The organism is Bradyrhizobium barranii subsp. apii, from assembly GCF_011516635.5.
GTDB classification, from domain to species: domain Bacteria; phylum Pseudomonadota; class Alphaproteobacteria; order Rhizobiales; family Xanthobacteraceae; genus Bradyrhizobium; species Bradyrhizobium barranii.
This window is the reverse complement of the sequence record NZ_CP096255.1, coordinates 9,449,293-9,468,788: the sequence shown is the minus strand read 5'-3', so window position 1 is coordinate 9,468,788 and position 19,496 is coordinate 9,449,293. Positions and strand designations below refer to the sequence as shown.

The window sequence follows — 19,496 nt, the reverse complement described above, 5'->3', positions numbered from 1 at the left end:
GATGACTGACGTGGTCCAGAGGCGTGGCGGTGGCGGCCATCGATCGTGGCGGCGGCTTCGCATTTGTCTTGCCCTGCCGCTCCTTCTTGCTTTGATTGGCTGTAAGACCGATCTCTATACCAAGATTCAGGAGCGTGAGGCTAATGAGATGCTCGCGCTTCTTCTTGGTAAGGGTGTCGATGCGGTCCGTGTTGTCGCCAAGGATGGAACCAGCGCAATCCAGGTCGAGGAAAAGCAGCTTGCGTATTCGATTGACTTGCTGAATGTCGAGGGGTTGCCTCGCCAATCCTTTAAGAATCTTGGCGAGGTGTTCAAGGGGTCGGGACTGGTTGCCTCACCGATCGAGGAGCGCGCTCGTTACATCTATGCGCTAAGCGAAGAATTATCCCGCACGATCAGTAACATCGATGGCGTCCTTTCAGCGCGTGTTCATGTCGTTCTGCCGAAGAACGATCTGTTGCGGCAGGATGCGACCCCATCCTCGGCGTCGGTCTTCATTCGACATGGCTCTAGCGCGAAGCTCTCGGCGCTCTTACCGCAGATCAAGATGCTGGTCGCCAACAGCATCGAGGGGCTCTCCTACGACAAGGTGGCGGTCGTCTTTGTGCCGGTTGAGCGGGCGCCGCTTGAGTCGTCACGGGCAGTCAGTTCCCCTCAACCAGCAAAATTTGCTTCAACGCCGTTGCTTGCGTTCGGGGTGGGCGGTGCCGGCGCCGCATTCGGCATCGCCTCTTACGTGTTGTTGGGCGCGCGTATTCGTCAATTCGGACAATCGTCGCGTAAGCTGACCATGTTTGGCGGAGGTTCGAGCGTGCCGGCCGTCCGGGCTGCTGACAAGAAGACCACTTCTGATGCGACGTAGTCAGGACGCTTATGTCGGCATCGATGTCATTCACCGAATCCAATCGTTCGTCCATGTTGGCCTCCGATCGGCTGCGCGAGCTTGTTGCCTCCATTCATCCGAGCCACTTTGCTGCGCGCCTTGATCCGCTGCTGTCGCCTCCCACGTTGCTGCGGCTACAGCAGAGTTCCAGACTGCAGCCAAAACTGGCCGGGCTGCTGCTTGGCGGCGAAGTCGAGGTGAGCGGAGCCAACTGGAACGAAGACCTGCTGCTCGGGCATGATCCGCGTCGAGCTGCCCTGCTCGCAGGTAGTATCTGGCATGCGCGCTCGGTCCTGAAGCTGGTTTCAAGGCACGATCTATCAATTTTGGTCGAACTGATCGGTGCCGAAGCGCATGCTTTTGGGATCCGGCATTTATCAAGCGCGGTCGCAACGACGCCCATTGCCGACCCGGAGCAACTATCGCGACAGATTGAACATGATGGGCACGTCTGTCTCGGCACCTGGCTCGACGAGGCTCCAGCGCTTGAGCGTATCCGCGTGCTTCTACGCTTGCCCGTTGGGACCGCCGCGGACAATCCGGCCGCCGACTACCGTGGTGCCGCAGGCCCGCTGCTTTCCTTGGTCATGGCTCATTTGAGGACGGAGGTTGCCAGGGGATGACCGCCGATGTCCCAGCATTGCCGGTGGCGCCGCGGATTCGCCCGCTCGGGCCCCTGATACGGGCAGCCGAACTCAAGGTTTGGCACGATGCCGTGCAAGCGCTCGCCGCTGCCGAGCGACATCTGCAGCGCGTTCGTAGCTGGGGACGCAAAGCTTTTGAGCTGGAACGGATGCGCGGCCATGCCGAGGGCAAAAAGACGGGAGCGGAGGAAATGACACGGCTGATCGCGCAGGCTGTTTGCGAACTGGCGCAGCGAAAGGCCGCTCTGGATCAGGAATTGCCGCAGTTGGTCATTGAGATCGTGAGCAATTTGCTGGGTGCCTTTGAGCCGAGCGAGATGCTGGTGCGGGCCGTTCGTCACGCCATCGAGCAAAAGTATAAGAACACGGAAGTGTGCCTTCACGTATCGCCCCTGAAAGCCGATCTGCTGGCCAGTGAGTTCGCGGCCTACGATGGACTTGACGACCGACCTAAGGTCAGGATTGAGCCGGATCCTGCGCTGACGGCGGACCAGTGCGTTTTGTGGAGCGAGTTTGGCAATGTCGACCTTGGACTTGCCGCGCAGGTCCGCGCGCTTCGTCTTGGCCTTGGTTTGTCCTCGCAGGAGAGCGAGCCGTGACCATGCAACGACCAGCCCATGAGGCTGCGGCAGGGGAAGGGAATGTTCACGCCGCGCTCTCGTCCTTAAGATCTTCCGCAAAGCATATCGACACCCGCGCCGTTCGTGGTCGGGTCACGCGGGCAATAGGCACGCTGCTCCACGCCGTTCTGCCGGAGGCCCGTGTTGGGGAACTGTGCCTCCTGCAAGATCCTCGCAGCGGATGGTCACTAGAGGCCGAGGTGATCGGTCTATTGCCGGACGGGGTGTTACTCACCCCGATCGGCGACATGGTCGGATTGTCCAGCCGTGCAGAAGTGGTCACGACCGGGCGAATGCAGGAAGTGCCAGTCGGTCCCAATTTGCTCGGCCGCGTAATCGACAGCTTCGGCCGTCCACTCGATGGCGGGGGCCCGATAAAGACTGGCGAAGTTCGTCCGCTGCGCGGCAGGGCGCCCAACCCCATGAAGCGACGCGGCATCGAACAGCCTTTTCCGCTTGGCGTTCGCGTCCTGGACGGGCTTCTGACATGTGGAGAAGGCCAGCGGATCGGAATCTATGGTGACGCTGGTTGCGGCAAGTCGACGCTGATGTCGCAGATCGTCAAAGGCGCGGCCGCCGATGTCACCATCGTCGCGCTGATCGGCGAACGTGGCCGGGAGGTGCGTGAATTCATCGAGCGCCATCTTTGCGAGGCCATGCACCGTTCGGTCGTCGTCGTTGAAACCTCCGACAGTTCGGCCATGGAGCGGGCGCAATGCGCCCATATGGCAACCGCGCTGGCCGAATATTTTCGTGATCAAGGATTGCGCGTCGTTCTGATGATGGATTCATTGACGCGCTTTAGCCGCGCCATGCGTGAAATCGGCCTTGCCGCAGGAGAGCCTCCGACTCGACGCGGATTTCCACCCTCGGTTTTCGCGCTGTTGCCAGGCCTATTGGAGCGTGCTGGCATGGGCGAGCACGGTTCAATCACGGCTTTCTATACCGTGCTCGTCGAAGGTGACGGCACGGGCGATCCCATCGCCGAAGAATCGCGCGGCATTCTTGACGGCCATATCATTCTCTCACGCGCGCTTGCCTCGCGAGAGCAGTTTCCGGCCATCGACGTGTTGTCGAGCCGAAGCCGCGTCATGGACGCAATCGTGTCTGTGCCGCATCGCAAGTCGGCATCCTTCTTCCGTGATCTGCTCTCGCGTTACGCCGAGGCGGAGTTTTTGATCAAGGTCGGCGAATACAAGCAAGGCTCCGATCCGTTGACGGACCGGGCGATCGCCTCGATTGATGAGTTGCGGGCATTTTTGCGCCAGGGTCAGGACCAGGCATGCAGTTTTGAGGAGACGGTGGCATGGATGTCACGTCTGACCGCCTGAATGGCGTTCATGCGTCTAAACTGCGGCTCGTCAAGGACATGAGGGAGCGAAGCGCCCTTCGTGAACTGTCCAACATGGAAACCAGGCGCCACATCGCGGTTGATGCCGTCGAACAGGCTTCCACGCATCTTGCAAATGCCGAACGACGCCGCGCAAGGGTTGAAGCCGAGCTTTATCGGGAAATGTTGTCGGCCGATGCGATATCGGTCGCCGACCTCGAGCGGCGCCACCATCTCATCATTGGGCGGCTCACAGAGGAGATCGCAGCGACGCAACGGGCGTTTGATGAGGCACGTTCCGCTCAAGACCAGGCCGAGGCTGCCGTTCTTGAGGCGCGGACCCTCTGGGCCAAACGTTCAACGGCGAGCCAAAAATGGCAAGAGATCGAGCGCGACGTTCAGCGCATGACCGACGCGCATTGCGAAGCTGCGGCCGAAATTGAAGCCGATGATGAGGTCGTGCTTCGGTACCGGAGGGGATCAGATCGCCAAGTGGGAGGCGAGCCGACCTGATGGCCACTTCTCCAACGCCAGGACGCCCTGATGTGGAAGGGAGGGTTGCGTCGCGATCGTCGGGGGAACCCGCACCGTTCAGACCAGCGCTGATCCTCTCTCATGCTGTGGTCTCATGGCTCAATGAAATCGCAGCGTTCCGCGTCGCTCTGCAAAGCCATCTAGGAGATAAACCGCTGTCGCTGGATCATAACCGGCTGGTCTGGCAGGCCGAGCCGGCTGCGGCATCGATGCTTGACTGCGTCTTTGACGCCGGCGGCGAAACGGTCGTCTTGTCCTTGCCTGGTTCGCTTGTGGAAGCGTTGATTGCGAACGTGCAGAGTGGTTTGACCTTACCTTCCGAGCCAAGTCGTTCGCTGATCCTTGAACTCGCGCTTGAACAATTGCTCGCTCCACTGGAGAGATTGATCCGACGGCCGTTGCAGCTTATCCGCACCCATAAAGCAGTGATGTCGGGTCCATATATTGAGTTCGACGTCTCCTATGGTCCGCTTACAGCGAAGGCTCGCCTGCTTCTATTCCCGTCTCTCGACGGTCCCGTTCCACCTGCGTTCAGCGCCCTCGGCGAACTGCTTGGCCGATTGCCGCGACAGCGGCCCAAGCTTCGTTCTGAGCTGCCTGTCATCGTTGCAGGCCAGATTGGCTCGCTCCGCGTCACGATTGGGCTTGTTCGTCAAGCACAGCAAGGTGACGCGCTGCTGCCGGACGCAATTCCCCTCGCTTGCGGCCAGATCATCCTTGCCGCTGACCAATTATGGGCTCCTGCCGAGATTGCCCGCGACAGGCTGGTCCTGCGGGGGCCATTCCGCTTGCAATCCCACCCCCTGAAGAGTGGACATATGACGACACAACCAGAAGCGCAGCAGCTTCCCTCTGAAGCCGACATCGACAGCCTTGAGATCACACTTGTATTTGAATGCGGCCGCTGGCCGCTGCCGCTGGGAACCTTGCGAACTATCAACGAAGGTCATGTGTTCGAACTTGGCCGGCCGCTTGATGGTCCGGTCGATATCCTTGCCAACGGCCAACGCATTGGACGCGGCGACCTCGTGCGGATTGGCGAGAAACTTGCCGTCAGGTTACGCGGCAGGTTGGCGGTCAATGACTGAGATTCAACCCAGCATCCTCGCGCTTCTGGCGGTGACAGTCGGCCTCGGCCTGCTCGCGTTCGCCGTCGTCACAACCACCGCCTTCATAAAGGTCTCCGTTGTTCTCTTCCTGGTTCGCAATGCGCTCGGGACCCAATCGATACCGCCGAACATTGTCCTGTACGGCGCGGCACTGATTCTGACCGTCTTCATCAGCGCTCCGGTCTTTGAGCAGACCTACAACCGATTGACTGATCCCCAACTTCGCTACCAAACCTTCGATGACTGGATGACCGCCGCCAAGGAAGGACAGGAGCCGCTGCGCGCCCATCTGAAGAAATTCACCAATGAAGAGCAGCGCCGGTTTTTCTTGTCCTCGACTGAACATGTCTGGTCGGAAGAGATGCGCGGCAGCGCTACGGCCGATGATTTTGTGATTCTGGTTCCGTCCTTCCTGATCTCCGAACTCAAGCGTGGTTTCGAGATCGGGTTTCTTCTCTATCTTCCCTTTATTACCATCGACCTGATCGTCACGACGATTCTGATGGCCATGGGCATGTCGATGGTGTCCCCGACGGTGATATCTGTTCCCTTCAAGCTCTTTCTGTTCGTCACCATCGATGGCTGGTCACGTCTCATGCACGGGCTGGTATTGAGCTACACAACGCCGGGAGGCGGACAATGAATGAAGCCGGTATCCTCACGCATCTGAGCGAATCGCTCGTCCTGTTCATGATCTGGGTTCTGCCACCGCTCCTCGCAGCCTTGGTCTCCGGATTGATTATCGGCCTCATCCAGGCGGCGACGCAGCTCCAGGATCAAACCTTGCCCCTGACGGTGAAGCTTCTGGTCGTCGTCGCCGTCCTCGCTGGGTTTTCTCCGGTGCTCAGTGCTCCCCTCATCGAGCAGGCCGAGCGCATCTTCAGCGACTTTCCCGCACTCACCGGCAGATACTAGCAGAGCCTGGATGGCTGGACTGTCCCCCACAGATGCGCAAGCTCTGGTCCAGGGCGCGATCGAACTTGTCGCCGCAACGGGTCTTGGTGCGGCCCGTGCCTTGGGAATCATGCTGGTCCTTCCCGTCTTTACGAGGCCACGTATAAGTGGCTTGGTTCGAGGAAGCATGACGATTGCGATCGGACTGCCGTGTCTGGCGCAGATCAAGCTCGGCCTGGAGGCGCTGGATCCAAACACGCGACTGGTCAGCGTCACCATGCTCGGTCTGAAAGAGGTGTTCGTCGGCCTTCTGCTCGGAATCCTGCTCAGTATCCCATTATGGAGTATCCAGGCGGTCGGCGACATCATCGATACTCAACGGGGAATTTCGAGCCAGGTGGCGGCGGAGGATCCCGCAACGCATAGCCAAGCGTCGGGAACCGGGCTTTTTCTCGGCATCACGGCGGTCACGATTTTCGTTCTGGTGGGCGGCCTGCAGACCATGGTGAGAAGCCTTTATGGCAGCTACCGGATCTGGCCCGTGTATCAGCTTCTGCCCGCGGTGACGGCGCAAGGGGCAATGCAATGTCTGAGCCTACTCGATCACATTATGCTGACGACGCTTCTGGTCGCCGGGCCGGTGCTGGTCCTGCTGCTGCTGATCGATGTATCGGTCATGATGCTGGGGCGCTTTGCATCGCAGCTCAAGTTGAACGATCTCTCTCCGACGATCAAGAATGTCGCCTTCGGTCTCATCATGGTCAGCTACACCGTCTATCTTCTTGAATACGCGGGAGCTGAGATCCTCACGTCGGACAACGTGCTGGAATATCTGAAGAAGCTCTTGAAATGAGCGGCTCGAGCGAGGAGAAAAAGCTACCTCCAACTCCCAAGAAGCTGCGCGATGCGCGCAAGAAGGGGCAGAGCGCGCGCAGCTCCGATTTGGTGAGCGGTGTCAGCGCATGCGCCGGTTTCGGCTGTCTGTGGTGGAGAGCCGGGCCGATCGAAGACAAGTGGCACGAAACGGTCCGGCTGATCGACAAAGTGCAGGAGCAGCCGTTCACGAGCGCGGTCCCGCAAGCGCTCAGTGGCTTGCTGGAGCTTTCGCTGGCAGCCGTCGCGCCATTGCTCGCCTGTGCCGTGGCAGCGGCCCTGTTGGCGAATATCCTGGCCAATGGCGGCTTTATGTTTGCCTCGGAGCCACTCAAGCCGAAGCTGGAGAAATTGGATCCCGTCAAGGGCCTGAAGCGGATCGCATCGAAACGTTCGTTGATCGAACTTGGCAAGACGCTGGTCAAGGTGGTGGTCCTCGGGACGAGTTTGTTCCTCACCGTGATGGCAAGCTGGAAGACGCTGGTGTACCTGCCGGTCTGCGGCATGGGCTGTCTTGGCTTCGTCTTCACCGAGGTCAAACTGCTAACCGGAATTGCCGCTGCGGCTTTTCTGGTCGGCGGATTGGCCGACCTTCTGATCCAGCGCTGGTTGTTTCTGCAGGACATGCGCATGACGGAAACCGAGGCCAAGCGCGAGAACAAGGAACAGCAAGGCAATCCGCAGATAAAGCGTGAGCACCGCCGTCTGCGGCAGGAGGCGGCGAACGAGGCTCCGCTCGGCGTCCATCGCGCCACTTTGATATTGAGGGGAGCGGCAACCTTGATTGGGTTGCGCTATGTTCGCGGCGAAACCGGCGTGCCGATCCTGGTCTGCCGTGGCGAAGGCGACGCTGCGTCACAGCTGCTTCATGAGGCGCGCGCGCTCCGCCTCCGTATTGTAGATGACGACATCCTGGCGCACCAGCTCCTCGGCAAAGCAAGGCTGGGCAACCCGGTTCCTACAGAGTATTTCGAGCCGGTCGCAAAAGCGCTTTACGCTGCCGGACTGGTCTAGATCGTTTTGATCGGGGGCTGCGATTGCGAAAGGCCGTCATCGAGGCGGCTGTATGTCCCTCGTTCCGCCCGCTGGGGCTTCCGGCGCTGCCCTGTTGGCTCCATCGTCGCCATTGCTCTTGTTGCGCGCGGTAAATGTCCCGTAGTTCGCAACGGGACCGGCGGCACGATCGCCATTGCTTGGCATAACCGATCGATTGTCCAGCAAATCGAGCGGATCGTTGACCATGGCTGCCAGATTGCTTCTGGTCGAGCAGCCGAGCGTCGGGTCAAACGAATTATCGTCAACTGCAGGCCCGACGATGGAAAGCGACGGACAGACAGGAGGATGGACTTGATAGGTGATTGCCTCGATCCTCACCCCGAAACGGGCAGGCAGATCGAGCGGGGAGGCCGACAGGCGGATGTTGTAAGGGGCAACGCCCATGGCACGGGCCTCGTGCGTCACCTGGGCGATGAGACGGGGCGAGCCGGTGACCTCGATATGAAGTGCATCCCGCCGGCCGCCACTCGCAGCTGCAATGAAACTGTGCAGCCGGCGCCTTTCGGAGCCGCGAAGGCTCTGCAGGACCAACACGCTGTTCTTCTGCTCCACCTCAATCGCTTGTTGAGCCGATCCAGAATGGGTCGAAGCATTGTTTGCGCATCCGCCTAATGCTGCCGCAACAGCGATCAAATGGCACAAATGTCGTAGGGGCATTTGACGATCCTCACTCGATGATAAAGCCGGCACTGCCAGTCAACCCTGGTGCGCTCGTGCGGTGCCCATCGCGATCTCGGGACGGCCGTGCCAGCGTGTTCGTCAGAACGCGGCCCGCATCTGAGGGCGGCGCGATGCGATCGTTCGGCGCACTCATCCGAGTCGGGTTCGATCCCGGCCGAACGATGTAGGGTGTGACGACAATGACGAGCTCGGTTTCGCGCTTTTGAAACGATGAGGAGCGAAAAAGCGCGCCAAGAATCGGCACGTCGCCGAGCCAAGGAAACTCGCCGATGTCAGTGTTGAAGTTGCGCCGGATGAGCCCCCCGATTGCAAAGCTCTGACCGCTGGCGAGCTCGACAACGGTGCTAGCACGCCGCGTCGAGAGGGCGGGCACGGCCATGCCATTGATTTTGACTTCACCTTCTGTGGACAATTCACTGACTTCGGGCTTCACGCGCACGTTGATCTGGTTGTTGCTGAGGACCGTGGGGACAAACTCCAGGCTCACGCCGAACTGACGGAATTGGACCGAAACCTGCCGGTTATCCTGCATGACCGGAATGGGAAATTCGCCGCCGGCCAGGAAGCTCGCAGCTTCCCCGGACATCGCCGTCAAGTTGGGCTCAGCCAGGATTGAAGCGAGGTGCTCGCTGGCGAGCGCGTCGAGAACAGCGCTCAGGTTGATACTGCCGGCGCTAAATCCGATACCGACCGTGCCGCCGCCGCCCGCAGCGCCGGAACCTGCACTTTTTCCGGTGACAATGAAGGCGCCATTTTGGCCCGAGGCGGAGAGGTTGATATTGAGATCCTTGACGGCGCTGCGGGAGACTTCCGCCACGCGGACGCTGAGATTCACCTGCAAAGAGCCGGCGACCTGGATCTTGTTAACGACCAGCGCACCCGCACCGAGAAACTGCTCGGTCACCTTCTTGGCGGTCTCGACGACGTCTGCATTGGGCGCGGTCCCGCCAAGGATCGCTCCGCGCGGGGTATAGCTGACCTGAATCGGATAGTCGCCGACCTCGGCTCTCAGCGTGGCACGCAGATCCTCAATCGCTGCGTGACCACAACACGCATCTCGGCGAGGGCCTCGCCGGCGTCGTTCAAGGCAAACAGGCTGGTCCGCCCAGGCTTTTTACCAAACACGAAGATCGTCGTGTTTGAGGGGGCCTGATAATCGGCGATCGCCGGATCTGCAACAAAGATGCTGGCCGCAGGAGCGGTCAGATGAACTGTCTTGCCCTGTGAGGAGGACAGGTTGAGGGTGCCGGTCGCGCTGCCAGGCGCAGCTCGCGGCGGTTCTCCTTTGCCGTCCCGCTTTGTCTGAGCCGCGGCAGCAAATGGAAATAGCACTGCGAGCGCGCAGAGGGCGTAGCAGAGAAGCGGCAGACCGGCAAAGAGCGGCGCCGTGGAAACCATCGGCGACTTGTCAGCGCCGGCAGCATTGTTAATGACCTTCAAGGGATTGTGCTTTCAAGTTCGATCGATTAGGCGGCCGATGCCGCACTAACGAGCTCAAGGGTGTAACCAACGCCGCGCGCGGTCTTGATTCTTAAGGTTGCACCCGCCTGGCTCAAATGCGCGCGCAAGCGATAGATCCCAACTTCCAGCGCGTTGGTGGAGACCTCGTCGTCGAAGGCATACAGGCTATCCTCCAGTGACGACCGAGGCACGGTGCGGCCGGCGCGGCTCAGCAGATGCTCAAGAATGCACACTTCCCGGCGCGCAATCCTCAGTACTCGGCCGCTGACGGAGACTTGTCTTCCGATCGGGTCGAAATGCAGGTTGCCGAATGTCACGACCGGCGCCGTCATCTGCGTTGACCGTCGCAGTATAGCGCGCATGCGAGCGATGAGTTCGTCGATTGAGACGGGCTTGGCCAGGAAATCATCCGCACCCGCATTAAAGATCGCGATCCGCCGGGCGAGATCGTTCAAGTTGCTCATCATCATCGTAGGCATTGAACATCCGTCGCGCCGCAATTGCTTCAGCCAGTTCAAGCCGTCTCCATCCGGTAAAGCCGATTCGAGCAAGAGAATGTGGTAGCTGGCGCAATCCAGCGCTGCCGCCGCTTCATCCAGGGTGCGTGTCACGTCAACCGCGAACCCGCAACCGAGGAGCGCTTCCTTCACAGCGCGGGCAAAGTCCGCGTGATGATCAACCAAGAGAATTCGCATGTCATCGCCTCTCGTTCATCCACGCCGAGACCTGCGTACGTTACGGGTGACCAAGAGCGTCGGCCAAACTCACAGAGGCGCACTTTGAAAAAGCCCGAAAGCGACGAAGCAGATCGTGGCGGCGCGCGAGCAAGTCGAGCCATTCACTTGTCACCGAACACAAAAAAGCGGCGGTCTGCCGTGGACTGGGAAGATCTCCAAAATCATTCACGAGGCCCAAAATAGAAGCAGCAGGCGGATGCCTAGGTGCGCTGATCGCGGCCAGGCGTGCACGCGCTGGGCCGCCTCGTTCGATATCGTTAGCGCCAGACGGCGCGATCGATACGCAAGCGCAGGAGACAGCTGGATCTGAACCGTCTAGCAAAATCGACATTTGGAAACTCCGCCACCTTGCTCAAGTCCTGCGGTCGGCACTGCTATGCTTGCGCCTATGGCGTCGCCAGGTCATGACAAAGCACGCTTTTCCGCTTGAAGAAGTTTACGCCCCGCAACCGACCGATGCTTCAGAAGCCGCGGCGCGTAACGATGCTATCGATGCTCCTACCGGCTAGCGACAGAGCCGTTCGGTAGCCGGTGATAGACATGCAGACGCCAGCGATCCCGACTTTGAATCGCGTCCGATGTCCCGGACGCGGCATCCCCTCGACAGCAGTGCACGAGGCCGAAAAGGCGCGGCACGCGCAACGAGGCATCATCGGATTGAAGTCGTTACGCCAGCTGTCTCTCATCGCTTGGGATGAACGACGGCTGAATGACCGATGCCCGACCTTAAAGTGCCTTTGTGTCGGCACGGAGCGAGATAAGCGGGGGCCGCATTCTACGCGCCTGCTACAGTCGGCTCCGGCTAAGGCTGTGCTGATTCGTCCGTCCTGCAGGTAGGCGGCGTTGAAAAGTCGCCTTCGAAAGGAGTGGTCGACCCGCGTGACGGGGCGGAGTGGGGCTGCATTAAGCTTTAAAGATGTTCGCAATTCTTGCTACCTATCAGGAAGTGTTCGCCCGAGTGGGGTTCTTTGTGGTGAGGCTGTCGGAAATCCTACAATCTCACGTACGGTGCGATTCAAGTGTCTTTAACGTTTGGTTTAGCGGAGTCCCGTCAAATGTGCGGGCGCCCTGGAGCGGCGTCGACACAGATGCGGCCATCTACATGCGAATCATGGTCGCTCTCACCTTACTTCAAGGTCGTATGCATTACCTTATGATGTCCAGCGTGAGCCGTAGCCGATGGCAGTGTGTTATGAGGCAGTCGTTCTCACTACGCGTCACCGCTGTCCACGGCGTCTGACCGGGCGGCTGGCTGATCGCCTCAGATGTGGCAATCAGCCAGACAAACTATGGCTAGTCGTGGGATGCTTGGACCTGCCGCGTCATTTACATCCTGGGTGCAAACGCGCGATTGCCCAAGTCGAGTTGACCGGCAGGGGACTGAGAAAGATTGTCACACTACGTTGTAGAATGCGGCCTCCCAAGATTGCTCCGCCGACTATGGGGTCTTCGCGTAAGATCGGCAAAATCGATTGTTTCGATGGAACGCATTCAGAAGACGAATGGACTCTGTCGCGATGCACCGCATGCGCGGTTGATGCCGCTTTACTGCGCTTGGTGGTGCGATCGGTCTGACCGTCCCTTGATCGAACGCGCGTCCAGAATCAGGCTGAGACGGCCGTGAACAGAAGCCGGGCTTTCAGCGCTTCACGTCACCGGGCTCGATGACGAATGTGACCGCTAGCCATCGGATCGATGCGGGGATGCCAGATGCGCTTGGGGCGCCGCGCCAAGAACGCGTTAAAGAGCCATTCGGGCGGCTCCAGATGCCTGACCCGTTCGCAGGGCCCGCTCGAAGGCCGCATGCGGAGGCTGCTCGATACGTTGTTTGTAAAGCCTGCGCTCATGGCACATCCTCCGTTTCTTCCCTGGGGGACGTGCCTAGCGTTTCAGCATGAAGGCACTTACCGACAAAGGGCGCGCAGGAGGCCGTCTAATCATTGCCATCGCGCTTGTACGGATTTGGGTCGCCGGGTACGGTAGTCGTCGAGATTGCCGCCCGGAAAAAGGCGCTCGGTCTCTGGGGTTGGCGTTCTGCCCAGCGCGCACATGAAGTCCACATCCGCATCGATGTTGTGCTGATCCTCAACATTCATTCCGAGCCCAATGCTGCTCAGCACGTCGTCGGGCGTCCAGACCGCGGACCTCGGTACGGTGTAGGTGTGCAGCGCGTTCGTACTTTGGGCGATCGCTCGTGCCCAGTGATCGCGCGAATCGACGAGTTTGGATGGATCCTCAACCAGCGACACGAAGGGGAATGCTGTTCGACCGCGCATATGCCATCCGGCTTGGCGCGCCCGGTCCATGGGATATCGCTCCAGAGGATCTCCCATGGAAGAATGATCCCGCGCCGTGTTGCGCACATGCGATATTGCGCTCGTGTTGTCTTCCACGCGCGGCCTGCAATCGCTGTCCTGGTGCTGGAAGCGCCGCAGCGTGACATATGACGATCCTACCACGTCATCGAAAACGCGCTCCCGATCGACACCGCCGTCGAAAGCGGCGGTCGATGGCGACCACCGTGCCAATTGCTGCACAGCCAATTCGATCTCATTTCTGAGCGCATCAAGGGGGGCGCCTGTCAGCGTTGCGGCAAGCTGAGCGCGCGCGCCCACAAATGATGCGGCTGGATAGCGAACGGTTTGCCGGGCCTCGTTCGGCCCAGTCGAGGACGTGGAAGTTGCGGAATTTGTTGCGGTAGGAACTGAATCCGACGTTGGGGGAGTCGGATGCAGGGCTCCAGATGCTGCTCGAAGCTTGCTTGATCAGCGGACGGTTCTGCCCTTGAGCTGGTCTGTGCGTTCGACTCATCGAGCTGCCGGGGCACCCGGTGCGGCTGCGGGAGGACATCGTGAACGCCAACCGGAGTTTCTGCAGCATTCCGCGGATCAATATTTATTGGATGCCTTTCAAGTACTGCTCGTTCGTGTACATTTTCGTAGATGTAGCATTCAGGAAGCTGACGGACGGGGAAATAAACGATATCCGCTGAGGGTTGCCGGATGGATGAATTCAGTCCAGTAAGGCGAGCGGCCAGCCGAACGGAAGCCGCGCAAAGCGGTGGAGCAAAGTCGGCGCTGTTTTTCGCCGTACCATGCTCCCGCAAGGTCTCGAACAGACGTTTGTAAGCTGTACGCGGGAAGAGTTGGTCGCGATAAACGAGATTGAGGAGCGCCATCGGCTTGCGCCGCAGGGCATGGATGACGTGCCGGTAATCCACGACATGACCGCCCTGGCTCTCGGACATAGGCCGACCGCGCCGCAGCGTCACGACCGGCGTGACGCCAAGGAAGCATTCGAGCCGGTCGTCGAAGATGCGCACACGCAGGCGATGGCCGATCAATCTTGAAGGCACGGTGTAGAACACGCGCCGCAGGATGAAGCCGCCTGACTACGTCACCGGGATGACAGGCATCGCCTTGACAGGCTCGATCCACTGCAACTCGCGGACGTGCATAGGGCTATCGGTTACCGATGATCGGCAGGCGGTAAAGCCGGCTCTGATCGTTGTCCTGGCGCGAACAAGCGCAATTTCCGTCCGACACGTACAAAGCCTCGAGGCTGATCATCATCATGCTTAGCTGCGACTAGCTCGTCGGGGGCGTCGATCAACTTGGCTCAACCCCGACGTTCCAGCGAAATAGACATCTGCTGACAGTTCGTAGTCAGCGGCAAACCGCAGTTCCGAAGTGGCCGGACGCACCGGATCGCTTCTTGATACAAATCGTGCGTTTTGTACGCAGCGAGATCCATCTCGCTGTCGAACTCACCGTACACCACGACGTCGACTTCATTGCCGAGTTGATCGCTCTTGCGGTTGCGCGCAATCCCGAGCCGGCGTGCATACGGGATTGCGGTGAGAACTGACAGACCTTCGACGATCTGGTCGATACCGGCTTGATCGTTGGCTGTGAAGAAGGCGATGTGACGAATCATGGTGGCCGCAATCGTGACGCTGCAACGTGGCGTTCTTATATCGGCATCAAGCCCAACGCAATGCTGTACGGAAGCTGGCAGCACTCGGCGCGAATTTCTGGAAACCGATCCAGGTTGGCCTCGAAGCGGGACCGACGCTGTGCGTGTCGCCCGCCTTTGCCGTCTTCCATCCGGTCGCATCGTGCCCGAGCGTTATCGCCTGCAAGCGGGCGACCCCATATTCGCCGGAGATTGACGAGGTTCGCATCGACCCGGAACCGCCCGACGTCACGGCGACCAACATGGGCATCTCTAGAATCCATTTGTGCGCCGGTCCATCTTGGCCCCGGGGGCGCGTCGCAAGTCTCGCGCGGCTCATGCCAGCGTAAGGCGCCGACAAACCTTGGTATAGGTTTGGCAACCCATTCTATATCGCGCGCTTGCCTTTGTAGAGTTGAGTCACTCGTCGAGTTGTTTGTACTTTCGACGTCGCCGCTGGATCATTCGATAGTGGCGCGGAAGCCGTTAGTGCCGACTGATCCGCTTGCTGCAAGGCGTTGCTTGAGGCGTGAGGATGAAGCGGAATGGAAATGCGTGAGCCCGCTTCCGTATTCTGAGTCGGACCTCGGGCCGATTGCGCACAGAATGACATGGGTCTTTATCCTGAAGAGGTGTGTCCATACTTACGATCAGCGATCAAAAGGGCAAAGATTCATCCAAGGAATGGTGATGAAGAAGTGGAGGATCGGATCCTCTGCCAAGGAACTAGCCGTTAGAGCAGCCGATTCCGCTTCCTTCTCGGGTCTTTGCCACTGTCAGCCGCGCTGATGACCGTAGCTGGAGCGCGACTTGCCAGTGCCAGCGAATTTGCGTCACCCTCCTGAATGCGAGAGCCTCGATGGCATTTGCCGATCTTTTCCTCAAACGTCCCGTGTTATCAGTCGTCATCAGTCTGCTGATCCTATTGATCGGCCTTCGCGCGGCCGCCGTTCTGCCGATCCGGCAGTATCCGAAGCTGTCAAACACGGTCGTCAATATCACAACCTCCTACCCGGGTGCCTCCGCCGACATGATCCAGGGGTTCATCACGGCCCCCCTGGAGCAGGCAGTGGCGTCCGCCGAGGGCGTCGACTACATCACGTCCTCATCGGTGCTCGGTAGCTCGACGATCCAGGTCTACATCAAGCTCAATTTCGATCCCAACGAGGCGCTTACCGAAGTGCTCTCCAAGGTCAACTCGGTCAAGTCTCAAATTCCGAAGGAATCAAACGATCCGGTCGTCACCAAGTCAGCCGGTCAGAGCACGGCTGTCATGTATATCGCTTTCTCCAGCGAGGAACTGACGGCCAGCGCGATCTCCGACTATCTTTCACGCGTGGTGCAGCCGGTTATGTCGACTGTAGAGGGGGTCGCAGCGGCGGACATCCTGGGCGGCCAGAGTTTTGCGATGCGGCTATGGCTCGATCCTGTGAAAATGACGGGGCATGGCGTGTCGCCGGCGGACGCTTCGGCTGCAATTGCCGCCAACAACTTCCAGGCCGCGGCCGGTCAGGTCAAGGGCTATCTCACCATCTCCGACATCACGGCCAACACTGATCTGCGCGGTGTCGATGACTTCAAGCGCATGATCGTCAAGGCCAATGACGGCGGATTTGTGCGCATGGAGGACATTGCGACGGTCGAGCTTGCCGCGCAGACCGCAGACGCCAGTGTCTCCATGAACGGCGAGCACGCGGTCTTCATCGGCGTGCAGGCGAGCCCTCAAGGCAATCCACTGAACATCGTACGAGGCGTACGGACGCTATTTCCAGACATGGAGCGCAACTTGCCGCCTTCGCTGAAGATGAAAGTGGCCTACGACTCCACGAAGTTCATTCAATCATCGATCGATGAGGTGGGGAAGACGCTGGTCGAGGCCGTCTTGATCGTGGTGGTCGTGATCTTCCTGTTCCTGGCTTCGTTTCGGTCGGTCATCATTCCCGTAGTTACCATTCCGCTGTCGCTTGTTGGCGTCTGCAGCATGATGCTGGCGCTGGGGTTTTCATTCAATCTTCTGACCCTTCTCGCGATGGTGCTTGCGATTGGTCTCGTGGTCGACGATGCAATCGTCGTCGTGGAGAATATTCATCGCCATCTGGAACAAGGCGCGCCGCCCGCGCTGGCCGCGACCCAGGGGGCGCGCGAAATCGTCGGTCCCGTCGTCTCCATGACGATCACGCTGGCCGCCGTGTACGCGCCAATCGCCTTTATCGGCGGCCTCACTGGCGCGCTGTTCCGCGAATTTGCGTTCACGCTGGCGGGCTCGGTCATCGTTTCGGGCGCAATTGCGTTGACGCTGTCGCCGATGATGTGTTCGGTCTTCCTGAAGAACTCTGAGGAGGGGCGGTTTGCAAGGGTTGTGAACCGCGCGTTCGGCGCCACGACCCGCTGGTACGGTCGCAACCTCGACCGCTCGCTCGACTATGGTCCGATTACCGGGCTGTTTGCGCTGACCATGCTGGGCCTTGCGGGCTTCCTCTACATGCATACGTCCAAGGAACTTGCACCTGAGGAGGATCAGGGCATCATATTCGCGCTGACTAAAGCGCCGAAATACGCCAATATCGATTACTTCGATTATTACGGCGCCAAGCTCGACAAAGCGTTCCAGAAGTTTCCCGAGACCGATTTGCGCTTCGTGCTCAACGGCAGCAGCGGGCCGCAGGGCGGCATGGCCGGCATGTTGCTGAAGCCTTGGGACGAGCGTAAGAGATCATCGATCGCGCTCAAGTGGTCCGTTCAGGCCGAGCTGTCCAAAATCGAAGGCATCAACGCATTTGCCTTTGGTTTGCCGCCTCTTCCGGGCGGTTCGGGCGGCCTGCCGGTGCAAATGGTGATCAGTTCGACCCTAGGTTTCCAGTCCGTCTATGAGCAGATGTCGAAGCTGAAGGATGCCGCTCGCAAGAGCGGTCTGTTCGCGGTCAGTGACTCTGACCTTGAGTTCAATCAGCCCGTGGTGCAAATCAAGGTGGATCGATCCAAGGCAAGCGATCTCGGCATCACCATGGAGAACGTCGGTGGCGCGCTTGCGACCCTGCTCGGCGGCAACTACGTGAACCGCTTCAACTTGCAGGGGCGCTCCTACCAGGTGATCCCGCAACTGGCGCGCGAAAACCGCCTGACGCCGGAATCACTTGGAAGCTATTATGTGAAGACTGCGAGAGGCTCGATGCTGCCGCTGTCGACCGTGGTTTCCATCGAGACTGCGACCGATCCGAACACGCTCACCCACTACAACCAGCTCAACTCCGCGACCTTCCAGGCTGTACCGATGCCTGGTGTCACGATCGGTCAGGCTGTGGACTACCTGGACGAGGAGGCAAAGATGCTGCCCGCAGGCTTTAGCCACGACTTCCTTGCCGACGCTCGCCAATATGTGCGCGAGGGTAATCAACTCGCCATCACCTTTGCGTTTGCACTCATCATCATTTTTCTGGTGCTTGCGGCGCAGTTCGAAAGCCTGCGCGATCCCCTCATCGTCATGATCAGCGTTCCGATGGCGGTCGTCGGGGCCTTGATCCCGCTATTCTTTGGCTTGTCGACGATGAACATCTACACTCAGGTTGGGCTGTTGACACTGGTCGGGCTGATTTCCAAGCACGGTATCTTAATGGTTGAGTTTGCCAATGAGCTGCAGCTCAAGGAGAGGCTCGACCGCCGCTCAGCTATCGAGATGGCGGCGCGCGTTCGACTTCGTCCGATCTTGATGACCACGGCGGCGATGGTCACTGGTCTCTTACCTTTGTTGACCGCAACGGGCGCTGGCGCCGCGAGCCGCTTCTCGATTGGGCTCGTGCTCGTCGCGGGCATGTCCATCGGAACGTTGTTCACGCTCTTCGTGCTACCGGCGCTCTATGTCGCGATTGCGTCCGATCACCGCGCCGGTGCGAATGCTGTCCACGTCAAGAACACCGCTGAGTTGGAACACGCCGGGGCTGTTGATGCCCACTTGGCCAAGTGATGACGCTCACAATCAATTGAGCTTCGCTGAATTGGTGCTAAAGCAGGGGGCGCTGATCGCCGACCGCGGTGACTTGATCGCGCTGGTTGGCTACAATTGGTGGCGCGGTCCGCGTCATTCTCTTCTCCGACAGGCTCGGTATTGTTGCCGACCGATCAGAAAGGGGCGGTAGCTATTGGCCTCTGCCAGGGTGAATTGCCGGACATCCACGGCAGCGCAACTCGCATGCTTGCCTGTCTGGGAGAATTCATGCACTCCCGATGACGAACAGTGGTGGTGCCGCCTTGTTTCATCGGCTCTGGAAGGGAATGATTTGCTCGGGCTTGTCTTGCCGGCAGAACAGACGAGCGCTGGTTTGCTGCAGTCTGCGTCCCGTAGGCGAGCGGGTCGGAACTGGCTGGGCGTCTGAGGCCTATCTCATTAACATAGCTATGGATTCGATACTGGTCGGGCACAGGCAGCCTATTCTGGCTAGCAAGGGGGCCTCTAGCGCTGCGCAGCAAGAAACCCGCCGTGTTGCAGCGATCATCACGCGGATTGCCCATCGCTTGTTCCAATGCCGATGACCATCCAGTAGGAAAAAGCGAAAAACTCGAAAGCCTACCCGACCCCAACAAGAAGGCGCGGCCCTAACACCGGCCCCTCCTGCAAAAATCGAATGGTTCATCAAGACAATTCCTATCTCTCGGGCCGATCTACTTTCTTCCCCAAAGATTTGACGGGGAGCGCGATATGAGCGGAAGGGACCCGTGATCACGT

15 protein-coding genes and 2 pseudogenes are annotated in these 19,496 nt (G+C 59.5%); 11 read left to right on the top strand and 6 right to left on the bottom strand.

All coding sequences use genetic code 11. The features are described from left to right. The first annotated feature begins 1 nt into the window (after position 1). The 10 genes from sctJ to HAP41_RS45095 are packed head-to-tail and all read left to right on the top strand — an operon-like array spanning position 2 to position 7,901. Positions 2–862: a type III secretion system inner membrane ring lipoprotein SctJ gene (gene sctJ, locus HAP41_RS45140; RefSeq protein ID WP_166071916.1), complete on the top strand. Its 861-nt coding sequence runs from the start codon at positions 2–4 to the stop codon at positions 860–862. Positions 863–885: 23 nt separating this feature from the next. Further along, positions 886–1,506, top strand: a complete 621-nt coding sequence (locus HAP41_RS45135) for a nodulation protein NolU (RefSeq protein WP_224580563.1) — start codon at positions 886–888, stop codon at positions 1,504–1,506. Next, entirely contained in the window at positions 1,503–2,126 is a 624-nt protein-coding gene (gene sctL / locus HAP41_RS45130) for a type III secretion system stator protein SctL (protein WP_166071918.1), read from the top strand. Before HAP41_RS45135 ends, sctL begins: the two co-directional genes overlap by 4 nt. A gap of 2 nt (positions 2,127–2,128) precedes the next feature. Continuing rightward, positions 2,129–3,478 (top strand): type III secretion system ATPase SctN, encoded by a 1,350-nt coding sequence (sctN, locus tag HAP41_RS45125; protein ID WP_173643973.1) that lies wholly within the window; start codon positions 2,129–2,131, stop codon positions 3,476–3,478. Beyond that, complete coding sequence (locus tag HAP41_RS45120) at positions 3,454–3,990, top strand: hypothetical protein (protein ID WP_166071920.1); 537 nt, start codon at positions 3,454–3,456, stop codon at positions 3,988–3,990. Before sctN ends, HAP41_RS45120 begins: the two co-directional genes overlap by 25 nt. Next, positions 3,990–5,099 carry a type III secretion system cytoplasmic ring protein SctQ gene (sctQ, locus tag HAP41_RS45115; RefSeq protein WP_166071921.1) on the top strand — a complete coding sequence of 370 codons (1,110 nt, stop codon included), beginning with the start codon at positions 3,990–3,992 and terminating at the stop codon, positions 5,097–5,099. Before HAP41_RS45120 ends, sctQ begins: the two co-directional genes overlap by 1 nt. Then, entirely contained in the window at positions 5,092–5,763 is a 672-nt protein-coding gene (sctR, locus tag HAP41_RS45110; protein ID WP_166071922.1) for a type III secretion system export apparatus subunit SctR, read from the top strand. The genes sctQ and sctR overlap by 8 nt, the downstream gene beginning before the upstream one ends. Then, a complete protein-coding gene (locus tag HAP41_RS45105) occupies positions 5,760–6,035 on the top strand; it encodes an EscS/YscS/HrcS family type III secretion system export apparatus protein (protein ID WP_166071923.1) in 276 nt (91 codons plus the stop codon). Before sctR ends, HAP41_RS45105 begins: the two co-directional genes overlap by 4 nt. Positions 6,036–6,045: 10 nt before the next feature. Then, positions 6,046–6,867: a type III secretion system export apparatus subunit SctT gene (sctT, locus tag HAP41_RS45100; protein ID WP_166071924.1), complete on the top strand. Its 822-nt coding sequence runs from the start codon at positions 6,046–6,048 to the stop codon at positions 6,865–6,867. Continuing rightward, positions 6,864–7,901 carry an EscU/YscU/HrcU family type III secretion system export apparatus switch protein gene (locus HAP41_RS45095; RefSeq protein WP_166071925.1) on the top strand — a complete coding sequence of 346 codons (1,038 nt, stop codon included), beginning with the start codon at positions 6,864–6,866 and terminating at the stop codon, positions 7,899–7,901. The genes sctT and HAP41_RS45095 overlap by 4 nt, the downstream gene beginning before the upstream one ends. 36 nt (positions 7,902–7,937) lie before the next feature. Here HAP41_RS45095 and HAP41_RS45090 read toward each other — a convergent pair whose 3' ends face one another. From HAP41_RS45090 to HAP41_RS45065, 6 genes and pseudogenes are all read right to left on the bottom strand, one after another. Continuing rightward, complete coding sequence (locus HAP41_RS45090; RefSeq protein ID WP_166071926.1) at positions 7,938–8,600, bottom strand: CpaD family pilus assembly lipoprotein; 663 nt, start codon at positions 8,598–8,600, stop codon at positions 7,938–7,940. A gap of 10 nt (positions 8,601–8,610) precedes the next feature. Next, positions 8,611–10,064 (bottom strand): annotated as a pseudogene (locus HAP41_RS45085) (type II and III secretion system protein family protein). A 26-nt stretch (positions 10,065–10,090) separates the two neighbouring features. Next, positions 10,091–10,780, bottom strand: a complete 690-nt coding sequence (locus tag HAP41_RS45080) for a response regulator (protein ID WP_029083933.1) — start codon at positions 10,778–10,780, stop codon at positions 10,091–10,093. A 1,979-nt stretch (positions 10,781–12,759) separates the two neighbouring features. After that, complete coding sequence (locus HAP41_RS45075) at positions 12,760–13,365, bottom strand: hypothetical protein (protein ID WP_175617978.1); 606 nt, start codon at positions 13,363–13,365, stop codon at positions 12,760–12,762. A 554-nt stretch (positions 13,366–13,919) separates the two neighbouring features. Continuing rightward, positions 13,920–14,213: pseudogene (locus HAP41_RS45070) on the bottom strand (IS21 family transposase); the annotation flags it as partial. A 227-nt stretch (positions 14,214–14,440) separates the two neighbouring features. Continuing rightward, on the bottom strand, positions 14,441–14,758 hold the full coding sequence (locus tag HAP41_RS45065) for a Dabb family protein (protein ID WP_321576400.1): 318 nt from the start codon (positions 14,756–14,758) through the stop codon (positions 14,441–14,443). Between the two features lie 877 nt (positions 14,759–15,635). On the opposite strand from HAP41_RS45065, the gene HAP41_RS45060 reads away from it, so the two are divergent. Next, on the top strand, positions 15,636–18,737 hold the full coding sequence (locus HAP41_RS45060; RefSeq protein ID WP_166071928.1) for an efflux RND transporter permease subunit: 3,102 nt from the start codon (positions 15,636–15,638) through the stop codon (positions 18,735–18,737). Positions 18,738–19,496 lie beyond the last annotated feature (759 nt).